This is a genomic window from Halalkaliarchaeum desulfuricum (genome assembly GCF_002952775.1).
Taxonomy (GTDB): Archaea; Halobacteriota; Halobacteria; order Halobacteriales; family Haloferacaceae; genus Halalkaliarchaeum; species Halalkaliarchaeum desulfuricum.
This window is the reverse complement of record NZ_CP025066.1, coordinates 633,157-659,086: the sequence shown is the minus strand read 5'-3', so window position 1 is coordinate 659,086 and position 25,930 is coordinate 633,157. Positions and strand designations below refer to the sequence as shown.

23 protein-coding genes are annotated in these 25,930 nt (G+C 61.7%); 15 read left to right on the top strand and 8 right to left on the bottom strand.

Annotation, left to right across the window (positions count from 1 at the left end):
* The first annotated feature begins 753 nt into the window (after positions 1-753).
* From AArcSl_RS16980 to AArcSl_RS03165, 5 genes are all read left to right on the top strand, one after another.
* Complete coding sequence (locus tag AArcSl_RS16980; RefSeq protein ID WP_193588495.1) at positions 754-1,452, top strand: twin-arginine translocation signal domain-containing protein; 699 nt, start codon at positions 754-756, stop codon at positions 1,450-1,452.
* An 82-nt stretch (positions 1,453-1,534) separates the two neighbouring features.
* Positions 1,535-2,935 (top strand): metal ABC transporter solute-binding protein, Zn/Mn family, encoded by a 1,401-nt coding sequence (locus AArcSl_RS03180; RefSeq protein WP_119814934.1) that lies wholly within the window; start codon positions 1,535-1,537, stop codon positions 2,933-2,935.
* Positions 2,936-2,941: 6 nt separating this feature from the next.
* Complete coding sequence (locus AArcSl_RS03175) at positions 2,942-3,685, top strand: metal ABC transporter ATP-binding protein (RefSeq protein ID WP_119814931.1); 744 nt, start codon at positions 2,942-2,944, stop codon at positions 3,683-3,685.
* Positions 3,682-4,827, top strand: coding sequence for a metal ABC transporter permease (locus AArcSl_RS03170; RefSeq protein WP_119814928.1), 1,146 nt, complete (start codon positions 3,682-3,684; stop codon positions 4,825-4,827). The genes AArcSl_RS03175 and AArcSl_RS03170 overlap by 4 nt, the downstream gene beginning before the upstream one ends.
* A gap of 74 nt (positions 4,828-4,901) precedes the next feature.
* Positions 4,902-5,423: a fasciclin domain-containing protein gene (locus tag AArcSl_RS03165; RefSeq protein ID WP_119821688.1), complete on the top strand. Its 522-nt coding sequence runs from the start codon at positions 4,902-4,904 to the stop codon at positions 5,421-5,423.
* 25 nt (positions 5,424-5,448) lie between these two features.
* On the opposite strand, the gene cysK is transcribed toward AArcSl_RS03165, so the two are convergent.
* Positions 5,449-6,393, bottom strand: coding sequence for a cysteine synthase A (gene cysK, locus AArcSl_RS03160; RefSeq protein WP_119814925.1), 945 nt, complete (start codon positions 6,391-6,393; stop codon positions 5,449-5,451).
* A gap of 193 nt (positions 6,394-6,586) precedes the next feature.
* Between cysK and AArcSl_RS17185 the strand changes: the two genes are divergently transcribed.
* From AArcSl_RS17185 to AArcSl_RS03145, 3 genes are read left to right on the top strand one after another with little or no spacing between them, the layout of a single operon-like run.
* Complete coding sequence (locus tag AArcSl_RS17185; protein ID WP_217563494.1) at positions 6,587-7,126, top strand: substrate-binding domain-containing protein; 540 nt, start codon at positions 6,587-6,589, stop codon at positions 7,124-7,126.
* Positions 7,053-7,283 (top strand): hypothetical protein, encoded by a 231-nt coding sequence (locus AArcSl_RS03150; RefSeq protein ID WP_119814922.1) that lies wholly within the window; start codon positions 7,053-7,055, stop codon positions 7,281-7,283. The genes AArcSl_RS17185 and AArcSl_RS03150 overlap by 74 nt, the downstream gene beginning before the upstream one ends.
* Positions 7,284-7,310: 27 nt before the next feature.
* The gene (locus tag AArcSl_RS03145) at positions 7,311-7,835 is read left to right on the top strand and encodes an arsenate-mycothiol transferase ArsC (protein WP_119814919.1); all 525 of its coding nucleotides are present in this window, start codon (positions 7,311-7,313) and stop codon (positions 7,833-7,835) included.
* A gap of 358 nt (positions 7,836-8,193) precedes the next feature.
* Here AArcSl_RS03145 and AArcSl_RS03140 read toward each other — a convergent pair whose 3' ends face one another.
* Positions 8,194-8,616: an FAD-dependent oxidoreductase gene (locus AArcSl_RS03140; protein WP_119814916.1), complete on the bottom strand. Its 423-nt coding sequence runs from the start codon at positions 8,614-8,616 to the stop codon at positions 8,194-8,196.
* A gap of 307 nt (positions 8,617-8,923) precedes the next feature.
* Between AArcSl_RS03140 and rdfA the strand changes: the two genes are divergently transcribed.
* The 3 genes from rdfA to AArcSl_RS03125 all read left to right on the top strand — a co-directional run bounded on the left by rdfA (position 8,924) and on the right by AArcSl_RS03125 (position 12,549).
* Complete coding sequence (gene rdfA / locus AArcSl_RS03135) at positions 8,924-9,535, top strand: rod-determining factor RdfA (protein ID WP_119814913.1); 612 nt, start codon at positions 8,924-8,926, stop codon at positions 9,533-9,535.
* Between the two features lie 41 nt (positions 9,536-9,576).
* Positions 9,577-11,532: an archaea-specific SMC-related protein gene (locus AArcSl_RS03130; protein ID WP_119814910.1), complete on the top strand. Its 1,956-nt coding sequence runs from the start codon at positions 9,577-9,579 to the stop codon at positions 11,530-11,532.
* Between the two features lie 216 nt (positions 11,533-11,748).
* Positions 11,749-12,549: an IclR family transcriptional regulator gene (locus AArcSl_RS03125; RefSeq protein ID WP_119814907.1), complete on the top strand. Its 801-nt coding sequence runs from the start codon at positions 11,749-11,751 to the stop codon at positions 12,547-12,549.
* A gap of 18 nt (positions 12,550-12,567) precedes the next feature.
* Here AArcSl_RS03125 and AArcSl_RS03120 read toward each other — a convergent pair whose 3' ends face one another.
* Positions 12,568-14,079 carry an aldehyde dehydrogenase family protein gene (locus AArcSl_RS03120; protein WP_119814904.1) on the bottom strand — a complete coding sequence of 504 codons (1,512 nt, stop codon included), beginning with the start codon at positions 14,077-14,079 and terminating at the stop codon, positions 12,568-12,570.
* 192 nt (positions 14,080-14,271) lie between these two features.
* Here AArcSl_RS03120 and AArcSl_RS03115 point away from each other — a divergent pair, with 192 nt between their 5' ends.
* Together AArcSl_RS03115 and AArcSl_RS03110 are read left to right on the top strand one after the other, a co-directional pair.
* Entirely contained in the window at positions 14,272-15,471 is a 1,200-nt protein-coding gene (locus AArcSl_RS03115; protein ID WP_119814901.1) for an iron-containing alcohol dehydrogenase, read from the top strand.
* A 389-nt stretch (positions 15,472-15,860) separates the two neighbouring features.
* Positions 15,861-17,456: a BCCT family transporter gene (locus AArcSl_RS03110; RefSeq protein ID WP_119814897.1), complete on the top strand. Its 1,596-nt coding sequence runs from the start codon at positions 15,861-15,863 to the stop codon at positions 17,454-17,456.
* A 38-nt stretch (positions 17,457-17,494) separates the two neighbouring features.
* Here AArcSl_RS03110 and AArcSl_RS03105 read toward each other — a convergent pair whose 3' ends face one another.
* Positions 17,495-18,205, bottom strand: coding sequence for a glycerophosphodiester phosphodiesterase (locus tag AArcSl_RS03105; RefSeq protein WP_119814894.1), 711 nt, complete (start codon positions 18,203-18,205; stop codon positions 17,495-17,497).
* A 517-nt stretch (positions 18,206-18,722) separates the two neighbouring features.
* Between AArcSl_RS03105 and AArcSl_RS03100 the strand changes: the two genes are divergently transcribed.
* The gene (locus AArcSl_RS03100) at positions 18,723-19,994 is read left to right on the top strand and encodes an MgtC/SapB family protein (RefSeq protein ID WP_217563493.1); all 1,272 of its coding nucleotides are present in this window, start codon (positions 18,723-18,725) and stop codon (positions 19,992-19,994) included.
* Between the two features lie 5 nt (positions 19,995-19,999).
* Here AArcSl_RS03100 and AArcSl_RS03095 read toward each other — a convergent pair whose 3' ends face one another.
* From AArcSl_RS03095 to AArcSl_RS03080, 4 genes are all read right to left on the bottom strand, one after another.
* Positions 20,000-21,490 (bottom strand): FGGY family carbohydrate kinase, encoded by a 1,491-nt coding sequence (locus AArcSl_RS03095; protein WP_119814880.1) that lies wholly within the window; start codon positions 21,488-21,490, stop codon positions 20,000-20,002.
* A gap of 25 nt (positions 21,491-21,515) precedes the next feature.
* Complete coding sequence (locus AArcSl_RS03090) at positions 21,516-22,703, bottom strand: Cdc6/Cdc18 family protein (protein WP_119814877.1); 1,188 nt, start codon at positions 22,701-22,703, stop codon at positions 21,516-21,518.
* 104 nt (positions 22,704-22,807) lie between these two features.
* Positions 22,808-23,629, bottom strand: a complete 822-nt coding sequence (locus AArcSl_RS03085; RefSeq protein ID WP_217563492.1) for an HAD-IIA family hydrolase — start codon at positions 23,627-23,629, stop codon at positions 22,808-22,810.
* A 222-nt stretch (positions 23,630-23,851) separates the two neighbouring features.
* Positions 23,852-24,562, bottom strand: a complete 711-nt coding sequence (locus AArcSl_RS03080; protein WP_161945905.1) for an HAD family hydrolase — start codon at positions 24,560-24,562, stop codon at positions 23,852-23,854.
* Between the two features lie 209 nt (positions 24,563-24,771).
* Between AArcSl_RS03080 and AArcSl_RS03075 the strand changes: the two genes are divergently transcribed.
* Positions 24,772-25,914: an extracellular solute-binding protein gene (locus AArcSl_RS03075; protein ID WP_119814871.1), complete on the top strand. Its 1,143-nt coding sequence runs from the start codon at positions 24,772-24,774 to the stop codon at positions 25,912-25,914.
* Positions 25,915-25,930 lie beyond the last annotated feature (16 nt).

Sequence of the window (25,930 nt, the reverse complement as noted above, 5' to 3'; positions counted from 1 at the left end):
GGCAGCGAATAAGACCACCAAGAAACCAATACGGCATTTTCACCCACCTACTAATCTTGACGCACACAAGCAATCCTGTATCGGGGCTGAACAACCACCAAAACGCGTTACGATTGCTGTACTGAAGACGTGGTGGACAGCGGTCAAAAATCATGATGAGAGCTTGTTGAACGCGCAGAATGGCTTGCCGTAGCACCGAAGGTATTGAGACACCCTCTGTGGCAATCTATGCATACGCAAACCTATTGATCGGCTGTTTCAGAGGATACTGGATGGGAAGAATAGTTGCGAATTGATGTGTCCATGGTCTATACACATCATTCCAGACAAGATACGAATCCAAATCGAAACGATCCCAGTGCAAAACTCGCGCGCTACATCTTGCGCACCGTTTCTGGCAACTTCTAAACAAATCTGCTGCAAAGCTATGGACTACTTCAATGATCCCTATGAGTTACGACGACTTTATCGGACGTGGATGAACGATTCGGATGTCATCACCCTTCAGCGACTGTCTGGTGGGGGGTGACTTTTTACGCATCTGAGAGTAGGAATACATGACCGTACCGATGGTGTCATCCACGAGTTTTGAGTATGTTCTGGCGGGGCCCCTACCGTCCTCCGATAGCGAGTAATGCATGTGCTCGCGGTCAGCCGCCACGTGTTATTAACGAGCTTTCCAGATTGGCTCAGATTAATAATATAGAGAGAAATTATAGTAACACTTTTGAGTAACAATTCCCTTCCCGTGGTATGGAGCGATCACGGAGAACGTTCGTAAAGTCCAGTCTCGGTGTCGTCGCCGCGGGTACACTCGCCGGCTGTGCCGGGGGGGATCCAGGGGATTCCGACGGAACACACGAACCGGAAGAGACGCCCGAACCGACGCCTGAACCGACGCCCGAGCCGGACACTCACTCAGTAACGCTTCTCGTCGAGGGCGTCGGGGAAGATTACGACCACGAAGACGACGAAGACGACGACAATCACGACGAAGGACTCGACGAACACGCGATCGAACACGCGTGTGGCCACATGCAGTACGACGAACCCGAATCGCTCGAAGGGGGCTCATCCGGCGACGATGCTCCTGTGATCCACACCACTCACCTGCCGTTCGACGTCACGTTCGAAGACGGCGGTGGATACGTCGTATTCGAAGTCGATGACCACGACGACGACCACGACGACGACCACGACGACGACGACCACGACGACGACCACGACGACGACGACCACGACGACGACGACCACGACGACGACGACCACGACGACGACGATCACGACGACAGCTCCCGCTTCGGATTCTTCACCCAGGGCGGAACTGTCGAGGTCGTGGACGGACAGTTCCACCACGAGGAACATGGCGTCGAGGAGTGCGACGAAATAGACGCGTACGCCGTCGCCGAATCGCACGAGGGTACAGTAACGATCCGCGTTTACGCCGACTAGGTCCCGAACTTCGACCCTCCGGATTATTAAATTATCTCGCTAAAATAATAATGCTTTTACGGATCCGCACGTACGTACGGGTATGAACTACACGCGTCGCTCCGTCCTCAAATCGGGGCTCGGCGCCGCCGCGGTCGGAACGACGGCGGGCTGTCTCGGCGACGCCACCTCCGACAACGTGCGGGGCTACGCGTCGTTTTTCGCGCTGTGGGACTGGGCCCAGCAGGTCGGCGGCGATCGGTTCCCGTTCGAGAACCCGGTCGAGGTCGGCCGTATGGGCCACGGCTGGAGCCCGGACGGGGATCTCGTGCGGGACATCGCCGGCACCGAGTGTTTTCTCTATCTCGATACCCCGGAGTTCTCCTGGGCGCAAAACATCGCGGGGGAACTCGAACGGGATTACGACGACGTCCACGTGATCGACGCGATGGAGGGACTGGAGCCGTATCTGATCCCCTTCGACACGGACCCGATGCCCGAACCCGACTACGGTCCCGAGTACGACCCTGAAGACCTGCTGTTCGAGGAGTTCGACATCTACGACCGGCGCTCGAACGAGCAACTCGGCTACTGGCACGTCGAACACTGGCACGGCGGTGTCCCCGACGTGGCCGTCGACGCTGCCGTGCCGATCGGGATCGTCATCGAGGACGAGCAGGGGCGTGTCGTCCCGCTCGGCGACGACGAGCCGTATCGGGTCGACGCACGGCTGGCCGACGGCGCGGACGCCGACGTCGTCGAGATCGAATCCCGGGGCGACCGGGTCGTGTTTCACGGCCGGTCGGTGGGCAGCACCGCGGTCGTCTTCGAGATCTACTACGAGGGCGAACTCGTCTACGACACGGCCGATGAACCAGCCGGCGTCGACGTGGTGGAGTCGACGGCCGGAGGGTCCAATGGGGACGGGGAATCCGACGGGGCCAGGGAGTATCACGATCCCCACGTCTGGACCGATCCGGTGCTCGCCGTCAGGACGGTCGAACGGATCGCCGCGGACCTCGCCGAGATCGACCCCGAGCACGCCGACGAGTACGCCGAGAACGCGTCCGCGTACGCCGAGCGTTTGCGGGAGGTCGACAGCCAGTTCGAGACGCTGGTGGACGAGGCCGATCGCGACGTCGCCGTCCTCGCCGGACACGATTCCTTCCAGTATCTCGAACGGCGGTACGGCTTCGAGCTTCGGACGCCGGTCGGCGTGACTGCCGACGCCGCGGAGTCGTTCGACGACGTCTCCAGGCTCATCGACGTGATCGAGCAGCGCGATATCGACACCGTTCTGTACGACCCGTTCGAAGCACACGATCCGGACGAGGAGCTTCCGCAGATGGTCGAGGTCATCTTCGAGCACACCGACATCGAGGAGGCGATGCCGCTTACCCCCGCAGAGGGGACGACCCCGGAGTGGCAGGAGAACGGCTGGGGATGGGTCGAACAGATGGAGGAGATCAACCTGCCGTCGCTCCGGGCGGCACTGGGGGCATAACCGACCGTGAGCTCCGTCATCGACGTCGAAAACGTCACCTTCGCCTACGGGAACACCGTCGCGGTCGAGGACGTGACGCTGTCGGTCGAGGAAGGGACGTTCCTCGGGTTGATCGGGCCGAACGGCTCCGGGAAGACCACCCTGCTTCACCTCATGATCGGACTGAAGCGCCCCGACCGCGGTTCGGTCGAACTGTTCGGCGAACCGGCCCACGCGTTCGAGGACGGACAGCGGATCGGTTACGTCGCCCAGCGGTCGGGTGACCGGGGCGAGGCGATGCCCGTCACCGTCCGGGAAACGGTTTTGATGGGCCGGTTCGCCCACGCCGGGCACGGACGCCTGCGGGAGCGGGATTACGAGTCCGCCGCAGAGGCACTGGAAACCGTCGGCATCGACCACCTCGCCGAGCGACGGATCAGCCAGCTGTCGGGCGGGCAGCGCCAGCGGGCGTTCATCGCCCGGGCGCTGGCGTCGGAGGCGGATCTGCTCGCGCTCGACGAGCCGACGGTCGGCGTCGACGCCGACTCTCAGGATCAGTTTTACGCGCTACTGGACGATCTCAACCGCCGGGGGATGACGATCATCCTCATCGAACACGAGGTCGACGTGCTCACCCAACACGTGGACACGGTGGCGTGTATCAACCGCCAGCTGCACCACCACGGCGACACGGTGTCGTTCATGGAAAGCGACGCCATCGCCGAGACGTACGGCGTCGGCGCCGGAATCCTCGAACACGACCATCCATGACGGGGGAAGACGCCGATCGAAACGGTAGGGAGTCGGCGGTCGACGGTGGGAGCGTTGCTCCCGAACAGCCGGTGGGCGTGTCCGACACCGCCGTCGAGCGGGTTGTCGGTGGCTGGACTCCCCGTGAACAGGTCGAGCTCGTCGGGATCGGTCTGACTGCCGTGCTCGCGGCGGTGATGCTCGCGTTTATCGGCATCGACTGGCTGCGCGACGCGCCTGGCGTGCTGGGAGTGTTCGGCACGCTCGCGTTCGATCGCTATCTCGCGGTCGGCGTCGTGCTCGATGGACTGCTGGGGACGAACGTCTTCCGGCACCCGTTCATGTGGCGCGCGATCGCGACGGGGGTGCTGGTCGCGATCGTCGGCCCGCTGGTCGGGACGTATCTCGTCCACCGTCAGATGGCGTTGATCGGCGAGACGCTCGCCCACACCGCGTTCGCGGGTGTCGCGGTCGGCTTCCTCTTTATTGCAGTGACCGGCTGGACGGGCTCGCTTCTGTTCGTGGCGCTGGTGGTGAGCGTGCTTGGGGCGCTCGGGCTCCAGTGGCTCGCCGAACACACCGACGCCTACGGCGACGTGCCGGTGGCGATCGTGCTGACGGGGAGTTTCGCGGTCGGCACCCTGCTCATCAGCTGGGGGCGGGACTTCGTCGCGATCTCGATCGATATCGAGGACTTCCTGTTCGGCAGCCTCGCGATCGTCACCGCCGAGGGGGCCCAGCTCGTGGCCGCCATGTCGGTGGGGGTCGTCGCGCTCGTTGCATACAACTACAAGCAGTTTTTGTTCATCACGTTCGACGAGCAGGCCGCCCGGGTCGCCCGGCTGAACGTCCGGTGGTACAACGCGCTGTTGATCGTGATGACCGCAGTCGTCGTGGTCGGGGCGATGCAGATCCTCGGCGTGATCCTGGTCGCCGGCCTGCTGGTGATCCCGGTCGCCGCCGCCTCCCAGATCGCCCACAGCTTCCGGGAGACGCTGTTTCTCTCGATCCTGTTCGGTCAGGTGTCGGTACTGGGTGGGCTGGCGTTCGCGATCTCGGCGAGCCTCCCGCCGGGCGGTTCGATCATCGTCGTCGCCATCGGGATCTACCTGCTCGCGGTCGCCGCCTCGGATCGGTCGATCGGCGGCATCTCGGTGCACTGAGCGGCCGGTTCCCTGACTTGTCAGGCACTCCAGTTATGCTCTTAAAAACCCTCTATATGTTGTGGTACAACACCATGACATACACTAACAGACGAAACGTTTTGCGGGGAGTGGCGGGACTGGGAATCGCGCTTACAGGCGGCGTCGGGACGGCAGCTGCAAGCGGGCGATCCGGTGCAAGTGGCGACGACACCATTGTCGACGTGGCAGTCGCGGATGATGACTTCGACGTGCTGGTGGCGGCGGTCGAGGAAGCCGGGCTGGTGGACGTACTGAGCGGGAACCGTCAGTTGACCGTCTTCGCACCGACGGACGAGGCGTTCGGCGAACTTGGTGTCACGGCTGAAAACGTCGGTGAAATCGATTTCGAGGAGGAAGTGGGCGCATCGCTCGCTGAGATCCTCACCTACCACGTCACTTCGGGCCGCCGATACTCCGAATCCGTCGTCAACGCACCGCGCGTCGAGATGTTGAACGGCGAGGACGTCGACGTCGACGGTACCGAGCTGAACGACGAACAGGCCGAAATCGTCGGTACCGATATCGAGGCCTCGAACGGCGTCATCCACGTCATCGACGGCGTGCTGCTGCCCTGAGGCTGCAGGCGCGAATTGACGGTTTTTAGGCGTCCTCGTCGAACAGGTCCGTCGAGAGGTACCGCTCGCCGGTGTCCGGCAGGACGACGACAACGAGTTCGTCGGGATGTTCCAGCGCGTACTCCCGCGCTGCCGACAACGCCGCACCCGAGGAGATCCCGACCAGGATACCCTCCCGAGTTCCGAGCATCCGTGCGGTCCGCTTCGCCTCCTCGTCCTCGATGCCGCGGACCTCGTCGATCAGCTCCGTCCGGACGACGTCCGGCAGAAATCCGGGCCCGATTCCCTGGATGTTGTGGCCGTCGGAACACTGCTCGGTGATCGTCGGCGACGCGGCCGGTTCGACTGCGACTGCGGTGAACGATTCGTTCCCCTGCTCTTCTTTGATATATTCGGCCACGCCGGTGATCGTCCCGCCGGTGCCAACGCCAGCGACGACGGCGTCGACCTCGCCGCAGGTGTCCGCCCAGATCTCGGGCCCGGTGGTCTTGCGGTGGGCAGTGGGATTCGCTTCGTTCGCGAACTGGCGGGCCATGATCGCGTTTTCGTATTCCGAGAGGATCTCTTCTGCACGCTCGTTGGCCCCGCCCATGCCGTCCTCGGCGGGAGTCAGCTCCAGTTCGGCTCCCAGCGCCGACAGCATCGTCCGGCGCTCCTCGGACATCGATTCGGGCATCGTCAACACGCAGTCGTACCCCCGGGCGGCACACACCGACGCGAGCCCGATGCCGGTGTTGCCGCTGGTGGCCTCGACGACCGTCCCGCCCGGCTGGAGGGCGCCGTCGCGTTCGGCGGCGTCGATGATCTCTCTGGCGATCCGATCCTTCACCGAGTAGGGATTTGCGGACTCGAGCTTGCAATAGAGGTTGTCCGCGAACGAATCGAGTCGCACAAGCGGCGTGTCGCCGATCAACTCGTCGACCGACCCCACGGCGTTCAGCTCCGGTTGGGTGGACTCTCTCGCTGTCATTGTCGGATATACTCGCCCGACGTGCCTCTGGGTTCGGATTCATAATTTAGCACTTTTAGAACTATATAGGGGTACTGAGGCTATGTACCCCGCAATACCGGTATCAACTCCTCTATCGAGTTCTATCCCCCTTTGCTCCAAGATATATCAATATTACAATAGTGTTTGTCCCCGCTACAGCTACGACTCGGTGATGGCACAAAGCAAGGAACCTGTTGTTGGACGGATCACCCGGCGAAGAGCACTCGCTGCGGTCGGCGCGGTCGGAACGATTGCAGTTGCCGGCTGTACTGGTGGGGCAGACGGAGGTGAGGGTCTCTCGGGACCGATCGACGCGTCCGGAAGCAACACTGTCGCGCCGATCACTTCCTGGGCGGGCGAGAACTTCCAGGACGCGTATCCGGACGTGCTCGTCGACGTCGACCCGCAGGGGACCGGTGCCGGGTTCCAGGAGTTCTGTCGCGCGAACTCGGACATCCAGAGCGCGAGCCGCCTGATTACCCGAAAGGCCGACCGCGGGGAGGGGCGGACGGTCAGTCTCGATACCGGGACACTGGACGCTGACGACCTGGAATCGCAGTCACGACGGCCCCGTCGAGGGATCGGCCGCAGACGGCATCCGGACGCTCGGAAAACGCTCCCGGGACGTCGTCAGGACGGTGCTGACCGGCCTCTTCGAGGGAGATCACGCCGAACTTCGGTCGGCGGCCGCGGCGGCGGACGCGGTCGTTGACGACGCGGGCCAGTTCGATCGGGAGCTGCACGAATTCGACCCCGAACAGGGGTATCATTTCGGTATCGTTCTGGATAGCGTGAGCCGCACGGCGAGGTACGGCGCAAACGTCGCCGAAGCCGGCCTGCAGGCGGCGATGCGACACGGACAGAAGTGATACGGTTACCGAATCCCGACTTCTCCTATGACACAGCCCGACGACACACCGACTATAGAATCGACCGAACCCACGAACGGTTCGGTTCCGACGAGTGACCCGGAGTCGATCGCGACCGATCCTGTCACGCTCGCGTTCGTCTGCGTGCAGAACGCGGGCCGGAGCCAGATGGCCGCCGCCTTCGCCCGTCGCGAGCGGGACCGGCGCGGGTTGCGGGGACGCGTCCGGATCGTCACCGGCGGCACTCGCCCCGCCGACGCCGTCCACGAGGTCGTCGTCGACGCGATGTACGAACGCGGGATCGACATCGCGGATCGAACGCCCCGGGAGATCACGCCCGCCGAACTGGAGGCCGTCGACATCGTCGTTACGATGGGCTGTTCCGCCTCGGGTATCTGTCCGGCGACCTGGAACGGAGAGGGCAGGGACTGGGATCTCGACGATCCACACGGTCGACCGCTCGAGGACGTAGTGCGGATCCGCGAGGAGATCGAACGACTCGTCGAGGATCTGTTCGACGAGATCGAAGCCGATGCCGGTCGATCCTCGTGAGACCCCGATCGGAAGTTCCCTCCAGGGCTGCCGACAACCCATTATATATTACTTTTTAGTATTATTTATAAATGGTAATTTAAATATAGTTGTATTTCATTGGATCTCGCGAGGAATGCTGGAAATATGCCCGTTACTCTCCTTTCTCTCGTGTTGGAGGTTCGTCAGCCGGATTTTCACTTTTAAATACGCTTTCACCTCCGATGTATCCAGGTAACGGCTCGAAAGATTTACACGGGAGATTCGGTTATTTTCCGGGATCTTCTCCGTATTTCGGCGGTCGGCCGGTCGTGGAGTATATATACTTAAATAAACACCAGAAAATAAATTTGAATGAGGTACTATAAGTTATCTGTTATTAGTACATGTCCGCCTGGTACGGGATCGGAAGCTGTCCCCGCGTGTCGACACCGTCGTCGGTTTGTAATGCGGTCCGGTCGACGAGGTTGGTTTCTCCGTCGACGACCAGGTCCGCGACGATCTGTCCGGTCGCTGGCGCGTGCATGAACGCCCGCCCGGAGTGGGCGATGTCGTTTACGAGGCCCGGAACGCTCTCCTCGATGATCGGGTGATTGCTCGGGGAGATCGCGTACACGCCCGACCACCCCTCCGCGACGCGGGTTTCGGGGCCGAAGTAGTCGGCCATCTCCACGAGGGCGTCCATCGCGTCGGTCGCCCACTCGAGGTCGACGCTGTCGCTGAACGAGCTCGGGTCATCGGGGTCGACGTCCGGATCGTCCGGGTGGAAGTGCCCGCCAGCGGTGACGAACTGAGCGTCCAGACGGCCTCGTTTTGAACTGTTCGGGCTGGTCCGTCTGCTCGGGCTGGTCCGGCCACTGTTTCATTCCCGTTTGTGAAGCACGAACGACCAATAAAACCGACGTACACAAAGGACGTAGTGTCGCGACTGTATCGATCGATATTTGTTCCATACAAACGCCGTTGGATTCCGCTGTCGGTTCCGTGCCCGGATCGGGTCGAGACCCCGTTCGGAACCTTTGCTCTCGGGCTGATGGGACCTGTTACAGCCTTATGGGCGTCATCATTACACCGTTACCTTTGTAACACATCCGTGCGAGGAGACCGGTATGGGAACGGAAACGGCTGATCGCCCCGACAGTAAGGTTGCCCGCGTCATCGAGGAGTACGATCTCGACGGCTGGGGTGACCGTCTGGAGGCGGAGTGGCTCGGGATCGACGGAGAACGGACCAGTCTCCGGGATCTCGCGGATCAGTTCAACCGCGCCGTGCTGGAGGCGACGCTCCGGGACGCCGGCGTGGTCGCCATCGAGTACGATGTCGAGAGCACCTACCGGATTCTCACGGACGAGGACGTCCCCCGGGCGGACGTCCTGCGGAAAGAGCGGGAACTCGAACGGGAGGGGATCGACGTCGATGATCTCCGGGGAGACTTCGTCACACACCAGGCCGTCCATTCGTATCTCCGAGACTACCGGGAGGCCGAACTCGAGAATCGGTCGATCGATCCCGAACAGAAGGTAGAGACCCTCCAGCGGCTGGAGGGGCGTACCGCCGCAGTCGCCCAGTCTACGCTCGATGGACTCGTCCGCTCCGGTGAGGTCACCGACCGGGAGTACGAACTGTTCGTGGAAGTCCGGGCGGTTTGCGAGGAGTGTGGCCGCGATTACGCGCTGGTCGACCTAGTTCGCGACGGTGGCTGCGGCTGCGACGCGGGATAAATATTTAAGTGTCGATTCCTGTAATTAGCCTGTACAACAATATGTCCTCACAAGAGTCTGTGGACGAGACGCTTTCGGTCACCGCGGAAAACGTCGGCGGAATCGATCGAACTGAGGTAACTCTCCCGTCCGGGGTCGCCGTTTTGACCGGTCGAAACGCGACGAACCGGACGTCGTTTCTCCAGGCGTTGATGGCGGCGTTCGGCAGCGAGAAGCCCTCCCTGAAGGCGGACGCCGACGAAGGTAGTGTGGAGTTGCAGTTGGGATCGGAGACCTACACCCGAACGCTGACCCGGCGAAACGGTACCGTCGCGTTCGGTGGCGACCCCTACTTCGAGGACCCCGAACTCGCGGATCTGTTCGCGTTCCTGCTCGAGGACAACGAGGCCAGGCGGGCGATCCAGCGGGGCGACGACCTCCGCGAGGTGATCATGCGCCCCGTCGACACCGCCGAGATCGAACGGCAGATCGACGAACTCGAAACCGAGAAACGCGAGATCGACCAGGAAATCTCCCGGCTCGAACGGTTCGAGGAGGACCTCCCCGAACTGGAGTCGAAGAAACGGAGCCTGGAGACGGAACTGGAGGAGACACGCGAGGAACTCGCGGAAGTCGAGTCCGAACTCGAGGGGCTCGATGCCGACATCGAGGAGAGTCGCACCCGGAAAGAGGAACTCGAGGAGCTGTTTTCCGAGATCCGGGACGCCCAGTCTCGGCTCGAGGACGTCGAATTCGAGATCGAAACCGAACGGGCGACGATCCAGGAGCTTTCCGCCGAACGCGAGGAACTGCGGGCCGACACCGGGGACGCTCTCGACGACGATCGCAGCGTCGAACAGCTCGAAGGGCGGATCGAGGAACTCCGCGACAGAAAGCGGGCGCTGGACGGGACTATCGGCAAACTCCAAAGCGTCATCAGCTTCAACGAGGAGCTCCTCGAGGGGGACGACGCGACCGTCGAACGCGTCTTCCAGGCGGCGGACGCCGCCGACCGGACCGACGACGGGGCGATAACCGACGAACTGCTTTCGGCCGACACGACCGTCTGCTGGACCTGCGGTTCCGAAGTCGAGGTAGACAGGATCGATGGGACGCTCGACCGCCTCCGGGACCTGCGGAAAGACCAGCTCTCACAGCGCAACGAGCTGGAAGAGCGGATCGACGACCTCACCACCGAGCGAAAACAGCTCCGACAGCAACAGCGCCAGCAGGAACGCAACGAACGCCGCCTCGAACGGATCGAGACCGAACTGGAGTCTTCACGCGAGCGGATCGAAACGCTCGAGGAAAAGCGGGAGGCGCTCGAATCCGAAATCGAGGAACTCGAAGCACAGACCGACTCGTTCGAGGAGACCGACTACAGCGAGGTTCTCGACCGACACAGGAAGGCGAACCGGCTCGAACTCGAGGTCGGGCGGCTCGAAAACGAACTCCAGAGCGTCGTCGACGACATCCAGGAGCGCGAAAACGCAACCGACGCCCGCGAGGAGCTTTCGACCCGCCGCGAGGAGATCACAGACGACCTCGCGGATCTCCGGACCCGGGTCGACCGACTGGAGGCCGAGGCGGTCGAGTCGTTCAACGAGCACATCGACGCGATCCTGGAGATCCTGGAGTACGAGAACATCGACCGGATCTGGATCGACCGCCGCGAGGAGACTGTCCGGGAGGGCCGCCGGTCGGTCGAACGGACGGCGTTTGACCTCCACGTCGTCCGCTCTGCGGACGGCACTGCCTACCGTGACACCGTCGACAACCTCTCGGAGAGCGAGCGCGAGGTGACCGGGCTCGTCTTCGCGCTCGCGGGGTATCTCGTCCACGACGTCCACGAGATGCTTCCGGTGATGCTCCTGGATTCGCTGGAGGCGATCGATTCCGAGCGCATCGCCGCTGTCGTCGACTACTTCGAGGAGTACGTCGACCACCTCGTCATCGCGCTCCTTCCCGAGGACGCCCAGGCGCTCTCCGAGGAGTACACCTACGTGACCGAGATCTGAATCGTTGCCGGACGATTCAGTTTCGAATAGGGAAATTGTAGTGTCAAGATGTTCTCGCCGGGTCCGCCGTATATTCGTGTTTCTGTCCGCTCTCGTGTGTTTTTGCTGTACGTCTTCGTGTCGTAACCGACCGACTTATTTTCGTATACGTGAACTCGAGAACCGGTTTCGCTTACGTGAATCTTTATTACCGAGCGTCTGTTCCTTCGGACAACGATGCGCGCTGAATCCCCGGAAAGCACACTCGACACGACAGAACGATCGCTCGAACTGCTCGAGGCGATCAAGCGTCGCGAGGGGGCGACGATGACCGAACTCGCCGAGGAACTCTCGCTGGCGGTGAGTACGGTGTTCAAACACCTCGCGACGCTGGACGCGAAGGGGTACCTGATCAAGGAGGGGGACACGTATCACGTCGGCTTCCGGTTTCTCAACCTCGGTGAACACGCCCGAACGCGGCTGCCTGGAAACCAGGCGATCGACGAGGCGGTCCACCGACTCGCCGAGGAGACGACCGAGGAAGTGGATTTCATCGTCGAGGATCACGGCCGGATCATCACGGTCTCGGAGTCGTACCACAAGTGGGTCAAGTACGCCGAAGGGGGTTCCAACGGCTACCGCGCCCGGATGGGGACGTACTACCCGATCCACACGACCGCCTCGGGCAAGGCGATCCTGGCGACGTACTCTCGCGAGCGTGTGAATGCGATCCTCGACGTCCGGGGGATGGCGGCCCCCACCGAGAACACGATCACCGACAGGGAAGAACTGTTCGAGGAACTCGAACGGACGCGCGATCGGGGCTTTGCGATCGGCGACGAGGAGTACACCGAGGGGCTCCGCAGTGTCGGGATGGCGGTTCTCGACGATGCAGGGAACACCGTCGGATCGATGAGCGTCTCGGGGCCGAGCTATCGTCTCACCGGCGACGTCCTCCGGGAACGCATCCCAGCGTCACTCCGGGACGTCGTCGAGGAACTGGAAGCAGAAATCGCTACAGCAGTCGGAACCGACTGAGCGTCGACCGCTCTCCCGCTACAGCGTCGGTTCAGAGAGGTTGACGTAGACGGATTTCGTCTGCCGGTAGTGTTCCAGTGCCTCCAGCCCGAGGTCCTTGCCGACACCTGACTCCTTGAACCCGCCGTAGGGCGCTTCCGGCAGGATCGGCCCGTACTCGTTGACGTAGATCAGCCCGGCGTCGATGTCGCTTGCGGCGTTGTGAACCAGCGACGTCCGCTCGGTGCCGATTCCGGCGGCCAGCCCGTACCGGGTGTCGTTCGCCAGTTCGATCGCCTCCTCGTAGCTCGAAAACGGGATGATCGTCTGGACCGGCCCGAAGATCTCCTCCTGAGCGATCGTGTCGCTGTTTTTCACGTCTCCGAAAACTGTCGGCTCCACGTACCAGCCGTCCGCGAGTTCGGGGTCGTCCGGACGGCCGCCCCCGCACAGCAGTTCGGCTTCCTTCGTGCCGGTTTCGATGTAGCCGGTCACCGTTTCGAACTGGTTCTTTGAGGTGAGCGGCCCCATCGTGGTTTCCTCGTCGAGGGGATCCCCGAGGACGTACGACTCGGCCTTCTCGACGAACCGTTCGGTGAACTCCTCGAGTATGTCCTCGTGGACGAGCGCGCGGGAAAAAGCGTCACAGATCTCGCCGGTGCTGTAGAAGATCCCGTCGGCGACCGCGTCCGCGACCCGGTCGAGGTCGGCGTCCGGAAAGACGACGAACGGGGACTTCCCGCCCAGCTCGAGGGTTACGGGTGCGACGCGATCGGCGGCACCGTGCATGACGCCCGACCCGACCGCTGTGCTCCCCGTGAAGGATACCTTTCGGATCTCGTCGTGTTCGACGATCGCGCTTCCCGCCTCGCTGCCCGACCCGGTCACGACGTTGAGCACGCCGTCCGGGAGGATTCCCTTTGAAAGCTGTGCGATCCGGATCGTGGTGAGGGGGCTGTCCGTGGAGGGCTTGAGCACGGTGGCGTTGCCGGCCGCAAGCGCCGGGCCGAGCTTCCAGGCGGCCGCCCACATCGGGAAGTTCCACGGGACGATCTGGCCGACGACGCCGTACGGCTCGTGTTTCGTGTACAGGTGAAGATCCTCGCCCGCCGGGACCTGATCGGCCCGCTGGGCGCGACACACCGACGCGTAGTACTCCAGGGTGTCGATCGCGCCCTCGACCTCGCCGCGGGCCTGCGCCATCGGCTTGCCGGTGTCGAGACACTCGAGAAGTGCGAGCTCATCGACGTGATCTTCGAGGACGTCGATCCATTCGAACAGCAGATTCGACCGTTCCCGGGGCGTCGTGGACGCCCATTCGGCATCGAAGGCGTCCCAGGCGGCCTCGACGGCGGTATCGACGTCTTCGGGCCGACACCGCGGGACCGCGAGGATCGGCTCGTCGATCGCGGGGTCGCGGGTTTCGACGCCCTCTTCGGTCCGGTAGTGGTCCCCACCGATCCAGGCGGAAAACTCGATTCCCTCGGTCGCATCCTCGTGTGCAGATACGTGTCGCTCGCGCATGGCTGTCTCTCCGTGTGGCGCTGCCATAGTTCGCGTATCGACGCAGGTGTTCTTAAATTTGTGCTCCTGTCACGCGCCGTACGGATACTTTTAAGAAGCCCGGGAAAAACCTCCAAACGAGATGCGAAGGCAAGCCCTACGTAAACGGAGAGGAGAGTCCGTCGATCGTCGTTCGAACGTCTCGAACGCGGCAGCCGCCGCGACGATGGAGGGTCGGGAATGAGTTTCGGCGAATACACGCTCTCGTTCCCGATCTGGGTGGAGTTCGGCAACGGCAAAAGCGAACGCGTGGGCCCGCTCGTCGACTCCCAGAACTGGGAGTCGGTACTGGTCGTCACCGACGAAGGTATTCGGGAGGTCGGGCTGCTCGACGGGATCGAGGAGTCGCTCGACGGGGCGGGAATCGACTACGTCGTCTACGACGGGGTCGAGCCCAATCCGACGGCGTCGATGGTCGAGGAGGCGACCGAGGTGCTCGAATCCGAGAGCTGTGACGCGGTCGTGGCCGTCGGCGGCGGCAGCGTGATGGACGTCGGCAAGGGCGCGTCGCTGATGACGACTAATCCCGGAGACATCACCGACTACGAGGTCAAGTCCGCCGACGACGTGATGGAGGCGCCGATCCAGACGGATCCGCTGCCACTGGTGACGGTCCCGACGACTGCCGGCACCGGAAGCGAGGTCGACTACTGGGCGGTCATCACCGACGAGGAGCGCGACTTCAAGATGGCGCTGGGGCAGCCGCCGCTGTATCCGGGCGGGCCGTACCTCGGTGCGGAGATTGCGCTGGTGGATCCCGAACTGACGGCATCGCTGCCACCCCGCCAGACGGCTGCGACCGGGTTCGACGCGTTCTCGCACGCCCTGGAGAACCACGTCTCCTCGGCCCGGCCGCCGGTGGTGGAGCCGCTCACGTACAACGTGATGGAACTGGTTTCTGCGAACCTGGTGGAGGCCTACGAGGAGGGGACGATGGCCTCGCGCGAGCGGATGATGTTCGCCTCCAACGTGGCGGGGATCTGTGAAAACTTCGCCGGCTTCGGGGCGATCCACTCGCTTGCGGAGGTGACCGGCGGGATGTACCCCGAGATCCCCCACGGGGAGGCGATCGCTGCCTTCACGCCGGCCGTGATGCGGTACAACCTCGAGGAAGTGCCCGATCGGTACGCCGAGGTCGCCCAGGCGATGGGTGTGGACGTCTCCGGGCTTTCCGAGGAAGAGGCCGCCCGCGAGGCAGTCGCCGCAGTCGAGGAGCTGATCGCGGCGGTCGACCTGCCCGAGAGCCTCGCAGAGTTGGGCGTCGAGGAGAACGATCTCCCGGAGATCGCCGAAAACGCGCTGTACACGATCGAGATCCACGACAATCCCCGCGACGCCGACGCCGAGGATCTCCTTGCGATTGCCAGGGATGCCTACTGAACTGCAACCCGTCCCGGACGACTGACTGCCGGAGAGCTCTCCAGTTCGTTCGACGCAGGATCGCAGTGCTGTCTAGCGAATAAAATATATTTGACATTAATTTTCTGACAGACTACGACACAGTATAGATAAAAGGATTTATTATCAATCACTATCCATCCCCCGTGTGGCAGTGAAAATCACTCACGAGTCATTCACCGGACGATGATCGGGCAGAACGGTCTGCCGACAACACCCCGAGGTCCGGTTCGGGAACGGCAGGGACAGCGTAGCGACTGCGAGTCACAACTACCGACATCGGGTAATCGTCCGGCACGCGGTGTGCTGTCGATGGCTCGCGGATGTCACACACACGGGGCGGTTGAACCCCACTTCACACGATTGCACTCATGAACTTCTGGAAACTGTTCGGACTGGAGAACGCAGAGACGAACGAGAAACTCCTGTTTTTCCTCACGGGAGCAGGGTTGATCGCGCTTGGAACGATCGGTATCGCGAGCCCGCAGTGGTTCAACGACGCGATGCTCGGCGCCTACGACTGGGTGCTGCATAACTTCGGGTGGTGGTTCATGATTCTCGGGTTCGCGTTGCTCATGTTCTCGGCGTTCATGGCGTTTTCGAGGTACGGGGAGATCCGTATCGGTGGGGAGGACGCAACCCCCGAGTTCGGCCTGTTCGGCTGGATCGCGATGGTGTTTACCGTCGGATACAGCGGATCGATCATCATCTGGGGAGTCGGCGAACCGGCCTCGATCATGGCGTACCCCCCGCCAGAGCCGTGGCCGGTGCAGTCCTCGCTCGAATCGCTCTCGCTTTCCTTTATGTACATCCACGAGGTCTTCCCGGGGCTCGCGATGTGGTACCCACCGTTCGCGCTCGCGTTCGCGCTGACGATCTACAACAAGAACGTCAGCAGGTACAAGATCAGTTCGATGCTCCGGCCGCTCCTGGGTAACGACGACTACGGCAAACTCTACTGGTTCGTCGATCTCGCCTCGTTGATCGCCATCGTCGGCGGAATCGCGGCCACGATGGGCTTTTCGGCCCAGGTGTTCACCGCGCTGCTCGATGACGTGTTCGCCCTCCCCGGGTCCCAGCTCACGTACGTGCTTTTCGGCATCATCGGGCTGGTGTTTCTCGCCGACGTCTGGCTGGGGCTTCACAAGGGGCTCCAGAACGCCGCGAAGATCACGGTGATTCTGGCGATGGTTTCTGCGGGGGCGTTGCTGGTCGTCGGTCCGACGCTGTCGATGATCAACATCGGGCTGGACGCGACGGGGGTCTGGCTGAACAACATGTTCCGACTGTCGTTTTACACTGATCCGACCACCGCCGGTGACTGGGGTCACTACTGGACCAGTTTCTGGTGGGCCTGGTGGGCCGCCTGGGGGATCTTTGTCGGCAGCTTCGTCGCTCGCGTGTCCAAGGGTCGGACGATCCGCGAGACGTTCGTCGTCTTGGTGGGCGTTCCGGGCGTGCTCCTCTGGATGCAACACGGAATCATCGGCGGTTGGGTGCTCTCACCCGGCTTCGCCGAGCCCGTCTCGAACGCCGTCGCTTCCGATGGCATTCCCGCTGGGATCGTCGAGGCGCTGAGTCTCACGCAGTTTGGGGTGCTCATCGCGGTGCTGTTCGTGCTGGTGATCACCGGCTACGTCATCACCTCGCTCGACTCCACCGTGTTCATCCTGTCGTCGATCACGCTCGGCACCGAAAACCCCAATCCGCGCAACCGGGCGTGGTGGGGCGTGCTGCTCGCGTTCGTCGGCGTGATGACGATCGAGCTTCCGCTGTTCGAGGCGATGCAGGCGTTCCCGGTGGTGCTCGCGTTCCCCTTTACGGTGTTCATCGTGGCGATTGCGGCTGCCAGCTATATCGCCGCCCGTGACTACTACCGCGAGACGCTGGACGGCACCGCGGAGGACACCCTCGTGACCCAGCGGGCGCCACAGGATTCACAGGAACCCGCCGCAGAGGACGATTGAGTTCCGCTACCGGCTGATCGCCGTCTCTGCGCCGCGTTTTAAAAAACGTCCCACCGATCGGCGATGATCCCATCGACGTTTCGCTCGCGGAGCCGGCGGACCTCGGATTCGGTTTCTGCAGCCCAGACGTTCACTGCAAGCCCGCGGTCGTGTGCCGCCTCGACGACGTCGGTTTCGAGAGCCAGTTCGACTGACGGGTGGAACGCGACGGCCTCGAGCTCCTCGGCGAGTGCGAGCCGATCATCGACCCCCTCGTGACACAGCACTCCGATCGGTGCCGTTTCGTCGGCTTCCCGGAGTTCGTGCAGCACACGGACGAAAAACGTCGAGTACAGCACCTCGACGTCGGCGTTGCGACAGACCTCCAGCACCTCGTCGACGATTCCTCGCTCCTTCAGCTCGAGGTTGACCGAGAGCCCGTCGGGCACCGCCGAAAGCAATTCCGTGAGAGTTGGAATCGACGCTCCCGACCCGAGGACGTCGAGCTCCTGGAGCTTCTCGAGTGGGGTTTCGTCGACGCGACCGGTTCCGTCGGTCACCCGATCGAGCGTTTCGCCGTGGAAGACGACGAGCTCACCGGAGCCACACTGGCGGACGTCGATCTCGAAGCCGTCCAGGTGTGGTGCCGACTGCTCGATTGCCGTAACAGTGTTCTCCGGATACTGGTCCGCACAGCCGCGGTGGCCGATTCGTAAAGCCGGTACACCGTGAGGCCGGCGCCGCCCGGTCTGGATCTGACTTCGCCCCATCTTTCACTCGTTGCTCAGTACTGGCATATATGGATATATAATACCATATCCCTTTTGATGAGGACGGCAATCGCTTCTGGCCGATAGGCGGTTAGACCGGCGTGTTCCTCGCCTTCTCTGACTGCAAGCGAGACGTTCGTGGGGGTCGCCTGATTCGGTCCATCGGCCGTACGTAGACAAGAATTATAAATATACAATATATATAATTAAAAATAGATAAATTTACTAATATGGTTGTTTCTAGGTGTTATTTAGATCAAAAAGACGGTAAAGATGGATATTTAAAGACCTTATTTCCAGGTGAGTTATTACAATCCAAAATGTATAATTCATAATTTACCATATCATTTACTTGATTACTGTCATGCCGAGCGACGTAGTCCGAAACCGATGGTCGCTCCATTCTGCGCTGGCCTTGTGCGGAAACAGTCACGCCTGGAGAGTATAGATCTATATAGTTATATATTCTACTACCATAACCAATATAACCAACCGGAGATAATTGCGCGATTGGAAAATGCCGGTCGAAATAGCGAACGTGTTCGACGTACCCGAGGTCCTCTTGCAGTTCCTCGTGGCGTTCGCTATCGGCGGGCTGATCGGTCTAGAGCGTGAAAAAGAAGAGGAAAAGTACGCCGGACTGCGTACACTGGCGCTCCTGTGTGGATCCGGCCCGGTGATCGTCTACTACGGCGAGCTCAGCGGGTACCCCCAGCTCACCGGTCTCTATCTCACGTTGGCGCTCGTCCTCGCGATAGGGGTCGCAGCCGTGCGCTACAGCGTTGCCAGGGAAGATCTCGGCTTCACCACGTCGGTTACGGTGTTTCTCGTTGCGCTTCTCGGCGTCCTCGTGGGATACGGGCGATACGTCGAAGCCTCCTCGATTGCGATCATCACCGTGTTCGTCCTCGCCAAGAAGCGCCATATGCGGTCGTACGTGGAGAACCTCACCTACCAGGAACTTACTGATTCCCTGAAGCTGGCCGCGCTGGTGTTCATCCTGTACCCGATACTCCCGACCGAACCGATCGACCCCTACGGCGTCGTGAGCCTCCGAGAAGTCCTGGTTTTTGCGATCTTCGTTTTGCTGATCGAGTTTGCCGCGTACGTTTCGATGCGTCAGTTCGGGGGTTCGAAGGGACTCCAGATCACGGGCCTGCTTGCGGGGATGGCCAATTCGTTCGCTACAGCTGCGGTGATGGCGCGGATGGCGAACCAGTCCAAAGAAGCCCTGGATTCCGCCTCCTCGGGAATTATGCTGTCAGTGATCTCGATGATCGTTCGCAACGTCGGACTGGCGTCGATCCTCGCGTTCGCGATCTTCTGGACGATTTGGCAGCCGGCAGTTGTGATGATCGTCATCGGGTTCGCGATCGCGTACGTACTGTTTCAGTGGGGTGAGCAGTACGACGATTTCGACATCGAGATCGACTCCCCCTTCTCCTTCAGGTCGGCCGCGAAGTTCGCCGCCATCTACATCGCGATCACGGTCGTCTCCGTCGCCGCCCAGGAACTGTTCGGCGACGTCGGCTTGCTTGCGACGGCGTACACGGGCGGACTGGTGTCCTCAGCCGCGGTGTCGGTGTCGGCGGCGACGGTGTACAATCAGGGGGCAGCGAGCGTCGAGGCAGCCGGCGGCATGGTGATGCTCGGAATCATGGCCAGCCTCACCTCGAAGATCGTCCTCGTGGAACTGATCAACGGCCGGATGCGATTGAAGGCCATGCTGCCGATGACGATCGTCGGGATCGTCGGCCTGGGCATCTACCTGCTGCTTTCGTTCCTCTGACGCTCCTAGAGACATCGGACGGTGTCGACCACGTCCCGCCAGTCCCGGTATCGACGGTCAACGGCGTCGGTTTCACTGCCTTCGGGTCGGAACGTCTCCTCGATCGTCCGTTGCTCCCGCACCTGCGTCGGCGACTCCCAGACCTCCAGGGCGAGGCCGGCCGCCACGGCGGCCCCGAGGGCAGCGGTCTGAGTCACCGCTGACCTGACCAGCGGTATCCCGATTAATGTCGCCTGCATCCGGGCGAACTCGTCGTCGTAGATCGCCCCGCCGTCGACGCGGAGACGGTCGTGTTCGACGCCGGTGGCAGTCTCCGCTGCCTCGACGGCCGCCCGGGTCCCGAACGCGATGCTCTCGACGGCTGCCCGGGCGACGTGCTCCCTGCGGGTGTGACGCGCCAACCCAACGAGGGAGATCCGACTGCCCGGTCCCCAGCGCTGCGAGCCAAACCCGTCGAACTCCGGGACGACGAACACGCCGTCCGTGGAATCGACACTGCGACTTAGGCGGGTGATCCGCTCCGGTTCGTCGAGGAACCCGACGTCTCCGAGTCGCTCGAGGATCGAACCGGTCGTGAAAACTGGCCCCTCGAGTCCATACAGTGGATCCTCACCCGCCTCTTGGAACCAGATCGTGGTCAAGAGATCGTCTCCAGCCTGTACGGGCTCGTCCCCGGTATTCTGTAGGAAGAAGTTCCCCGAGCCGTAGGTCACCTTCGCGTCGCCAGGATCGAACCCAGCTTGGCCGACGAGGGACGCTTGTTGGTCACCAAGGACGCCCGTAACTGGGATCTCAGTTGCGAGCACGCCGTCGGGATCGGTTCTGCCGAATCCGACTGGATCACTCGAGGGTCGAACCTCCGGGAGCATCGCCCGGGGAACGTCAAACAGGGCGAGGAGGTCGTCGTCCCACTTCTGCTCGCGGATGTCGAACAGCATCGTCTGGGCGGCGTTTGTCACGTCCGTCACGTGGCGTCCCGTGAGATTGTACACCAGCCAGCTGTCGACGGTTCCAAACAGGAGACCGCCCGCGTGTGCCCGCGCTCGAAGGGCGTCGTCGGTGTCGAGGAGCCCCTTCAATTTGGGACCCGCGAAGTACGGGTCTGGAATCAGTCCGGTCCGGTTTCGGATCAGTTCGATTTCTCCCCGATCCAACGTCGCAATCCCGCCGGCGGTGTGTCGATCTTGCCAGCCGATCGCGTTACCGACCGGCTGGCCGGTCTTTCGGTCCCAGACGACGGTGGTCTGCCGCTGCGTCGCGAATCCGATCCCTGCGAGTTCCTCCGGACCGATATCGGCCCGACGGAGCCCCCGCTGGATGGAATCGAGGGTACTCGTCCACAGGTCCTCCGGATCGTACTCCACCCTGTCGTAGCCGTCGACCATCCGATCGACCGCTGAGAAGGCCTCGGCAACCGGCTCTACTCGATCGAAGACGACGAACTGCGTACCGGTGGTCCCCTGGTTGATAACACCGATGAACTGTCGCTCGGACATTGCTATGCCTGTCGGTCGACGCAGTTCATGGACGTCCCGACATGGGCTGGGGGTCCCCAACGTCTGGTTCGTAAAGATGCTCAAACAGCGTCCGGGAGAAGTTTGGCGTAACCTTGCTCGGTTTGCGCCCCACCACCCGATTGTCCGGGGACACCTGTACACGGCTGAGGATGTCGTTTTGTGCGAGTTCGTAAAGTAGACGCTTGACCGTGCTACTCGTTAGGTCCGTCTGTGCGGAGATGTCATCGGCGAGGGCGTCAATCGTTCGCGCATCTTCGTGTGGACGATCCAGCAGCTTCCGGATAATCGTCCGTTCGTTCTCAGAAAGCGCAACGAGCCGTCCGAGGGGAACCCCGTCGGCGGGTATCTCATCGATTCCGCGGTTGATGTCTTCCGCGTGGATCCTGGTTCTCCCGGCGTTCGTGGCACTCACTGCGGCCACTAACAACGCGCCGAGGGCGTCGTGGGCGTTACCATCGGCCCATTCGGCCAACCGTCGGGCGTGGACGTGATTGAGATTCCGGGACAGTCCACGAGTGGCACGAACCGTGAGGATGTCCACCAGCTCGTAGGAGTATGGCGGAATATGTACGCCCGCGCTTGGGGGAGCCACAGCGAGATCTTCCGGCGGTGTTCTGCCGATCCCCATCCAGGAAACCTTCTCGAGGTCCCCGAATACGTCCGCGACCTGTTCGAGCGAGGGGGTATTCGATTCCTCGAGATGATCGATCGCGAGCAAAGCCCCCTCGACCACAGACAGTTCCTCTCGTAACTGTTCGTGCAGTTCCTCGGTTCCGATCCCTCGCTCAGGTACGGCCCCGGTTCGAATCGCGTCCAGTGTCTGTCGGTACAGGCGAAAGCGACTCGACGCCTGTCTCGCGTCGATATACACGAACCGCATTCCGGAGAGTTCGCTCCCGCCCCGGGTCGCAGTGTAGACTGGCTGGTGTCGGGACAGTACCTCCTTCAGCGTCGGTATAAGCGCGCTCACGATTGCCGACTTCCCGGATCCCGGTGGTCCCCACACGTACACGTTCGGGGGAAGCGTCTCGTCGAAAACCGGATCGATCGCGTCGAACAGCGCCTCAAATAGCGCCTCCCGCCCGACCGGTTCCGGCAGGTGGACGCCGGGGTTCAACGCGTCCCAGTCGACGACGAGACGGTCCTCGGTCGCCTGACTCCGACGCCGAGCGATCCGCTCAGCGAGATCCATTCTTTACTCCTGTTTGGCTACTCCAGGGTAATACTTTCCGTTCACTCATAATTTCCGTCGAGAGTAGCGTGTGGTCTGTTCTTCAGCCGACGGTATCGTTGCTATCATTTGCCCGAAAACACCGTATTGATGTCCGCAAGCGAGTCGAGAACGTAATCCGGTGACACATCTGCCTCCTCGAGGGTTTTTCTGTCGGTGACTCCCGAGAGAACCAGGGCGGTCGTCATGCCGGCGCGCTCTCCCATCAGGATATCAGTTTCCAACCTGTCGCCGATTACGAGGCAGTGGGCCGGATCGCTCCCCACCTCGGAAAGGGCCGTCTCCAGCATGGTCTCGGAAGGCTTTCCGAGCATCACGTCGACGGTCCGATCGGTCACTCGTTCGACGGCACCGATCATGCCCGCGGCGTCCGGGATCGCGCCGTTTTCGGTCGGGCAGGTCCGGTCCGGGTTCGTCGCCAGGAACGGGACTTCCTCCTCCAGCGTCCGGAGCGCAAGGTCGAGCTTCTCGTAGGTAAACTCCCTGTCCATCGATACCACGAGGAGATCGCCTGGAGTCGTCGTCGTGGTCTCGACCCCGGCACTGCGGAGTTCCTCCACCAGCGGGGTTTCGCCGATGACGAACGCCGTTCGGTCAGGGTACGTTTTCGCCGCGTAGCGTGCAGTCACCCACCCTGAGTTGACGACGTCGTCCACGTCTGCGGCGATGCCCAACTTCGTGAGCTTCTCGCTGTAATCGCTTCGCCGTGCGATCGCCTTGTTCGTGAGAAACAGGACCTCCGTTCCCAATTTTCGAAACCGGTCGACGCTTTGAGCGGCTCCATCGAGCAGTTTACCGCCCCGATACACGGTGCCGTCCAGATCGAGTATCGCAGCTTCGTACTCGGGACTCGTCATCTGTTCGGTCGCCATTGCATCCGAATCCATCCCGCCGATGGTCCGAACAGGTGGCTCAAGGTCGCCGACAGTGGCGATTGAGTTATCTGTACCAACGTAGTCATGAGTAAACAATTCTGGATCCTACCGAATAAGTTTTTCTCACGCAGTTGTGCGTTTGAACGGCGATTCGGGCCAACACTTCCCGGGTTCGGTAGTACGGAGAGGTGGGGAAGAGGATCGAAATTTGACCCCTTCCTTGGGGACTCCAGATCAACAGTCGTCGTTTTCGGGAGGAAGCACCGTTTTGAGTTCGTACAGCGAGTCGATCTCGTGTGTGGGTTCAACGTCGGGTGTTTCCTTCTGGTTGAATGTCCTTCTGAGGAATATCCCGTCCAATCCGGCGCGTTCTGCAGCCAGCATGTCTTTCGGTCGGTCGCCGACGTACCAGCCGTCGGAGTTGTCGAGAGACGCCAGCGCCTCGAAGATGTAGTGGGGGTTCGGTTTACGGAGCTGTCGGAACGCCTCGACGGTCGGATCGCGTCCCCGTACGTACTCGAGAACCTCGTCGAACTCCAGATACTCGGCCACGAACTCGACCGTTTCGTGACGGTTGTTGGAGACCACCCCGAGCTGTCGATCCCGGGCGAGTTCGAAAACGGCCTCGGCGTCCTCGAAGGGAGTTCTCTCCCCGTCTCTAATTCTCCTGTTTTCGATTCGACTGGCGTGGGCTTCTTTCCGTTCCCAAAACGTCTCCAGCGAAACGCCAAGCGTTTCACAGACGGCGACGATCTCTTCATCACAGCGGTGCTTCCGGAGCAACTCCCGCTGTGGGTCGCTCGGCGAGAGGTCCAGTTCCTCAATGACATAGTCGGCGGCCCGGGCGTACACCCATGGTTCGGTCTCCCGTCCCCGGAGCAGAACGCCGTCCATGTCTAACAATACGGGGGAGGTGGCGGTTCTGCCCGACGGTTCGTCAGCCATTATCGCAGAGAACATCTCCGGGTACAAAAAGTGTTGAGAACACCGTCCGACGTTCGTTCCAGGATGATGGAACTGATGGAAACACCGTCATTTATTCCACCCAATACGAGTGTCAAAATCGGTGACGTGGAATGCGGTCGCGGGGTTATTCATTCCTACTTTGAAGGGTGTCAATAAATATTATATATGATGAATTCATTAGCCATGGTATGCCGCAACGCACAAACCGACGGCGGATTCTCAAATCGACCGGTGCACTGGCACTCGGCGGGACGATTGCGGGTTGTCTCGGGGAAGAACCCGACGACGACGTCCAAACGTACACAGTAGGTCACGGCGAGTACGAACAGGAAGTAAGCTCCGCTGACTTCCCGGACGAACTGTTCATTTACGCGGTGCAGACCGGCTGGTCGAACTGGGACGCGGTCATGGAGGCGTTCGAGGACGAATACGGGATCCCTCTCCACGACGACCAGCGGACCTCGGGTGAGGCGCTCTCGAACATCCGGGCCAACGCCAACAATCAGACCCACTCGGCGTACAACGGGTTCTATCCAGTGGGGCTGGAGGCGTGGGAGGACGGTTTCACTACGGACTACAAGCCTGCAGGCTGGGACCAGGTCCCCGACGAGTTCAAGACCGACGACGGCCACGTAACGGCGACCCGGCAGATGACCGTGGCAATCAACTACAGGCGAGACGTCTACGAGGAGCGCGGCCTCGACGAGCCGGAAACCTGGGAGGACCTCAAACACCCCGACATCGCACAGGACATGGCGATCAACGTCCCGGGCGCAGGGGCGGGGCTGAACGCGATGCTCTCGATCAACCACGCGTACGGCGGTGACCTCGACGATCTCGATCCGCTCTTCGAGTACCTCGAGGAGATCGCCGACCATGGCGCGGAACACAGGCGAAACCTCGACCGGCAGTTCACTGCCGGCGAGATTTCGACTTACGCCGAGTTCGACTTCGGCGGTCTCTCGACGAAGTACAACGACGACGACATTGCCGAAGAAGACGTGGGCGTGATGATTCCGACCGGTCCCGACGGCGGCGAAGGCGCCGTGGCGGCACCGTACGGCTACGCCCTGCTCGAAGGGGCACCGAACCCCGACACTGCGAAACTGTTCATGGACTTCGTCCTCTCACCGGACGTTCAACAACTCTTCTTCGACGGGTTCGTGCGTCCGATCCGCGCTGACGAACTGGACGCGCCCGACGAGTTCCCGCCCCAGGAGCAATACTCGGCGGCTTCCTTCGAGATCGATCAGATCGAACTTCTTGAAAAACAGGAAGACATCGTCTCTGAGATCATCGACCAGAGCCCGCTGCCGGGTGTGGAGGCCTGAGGCGCGCTCACTGGTT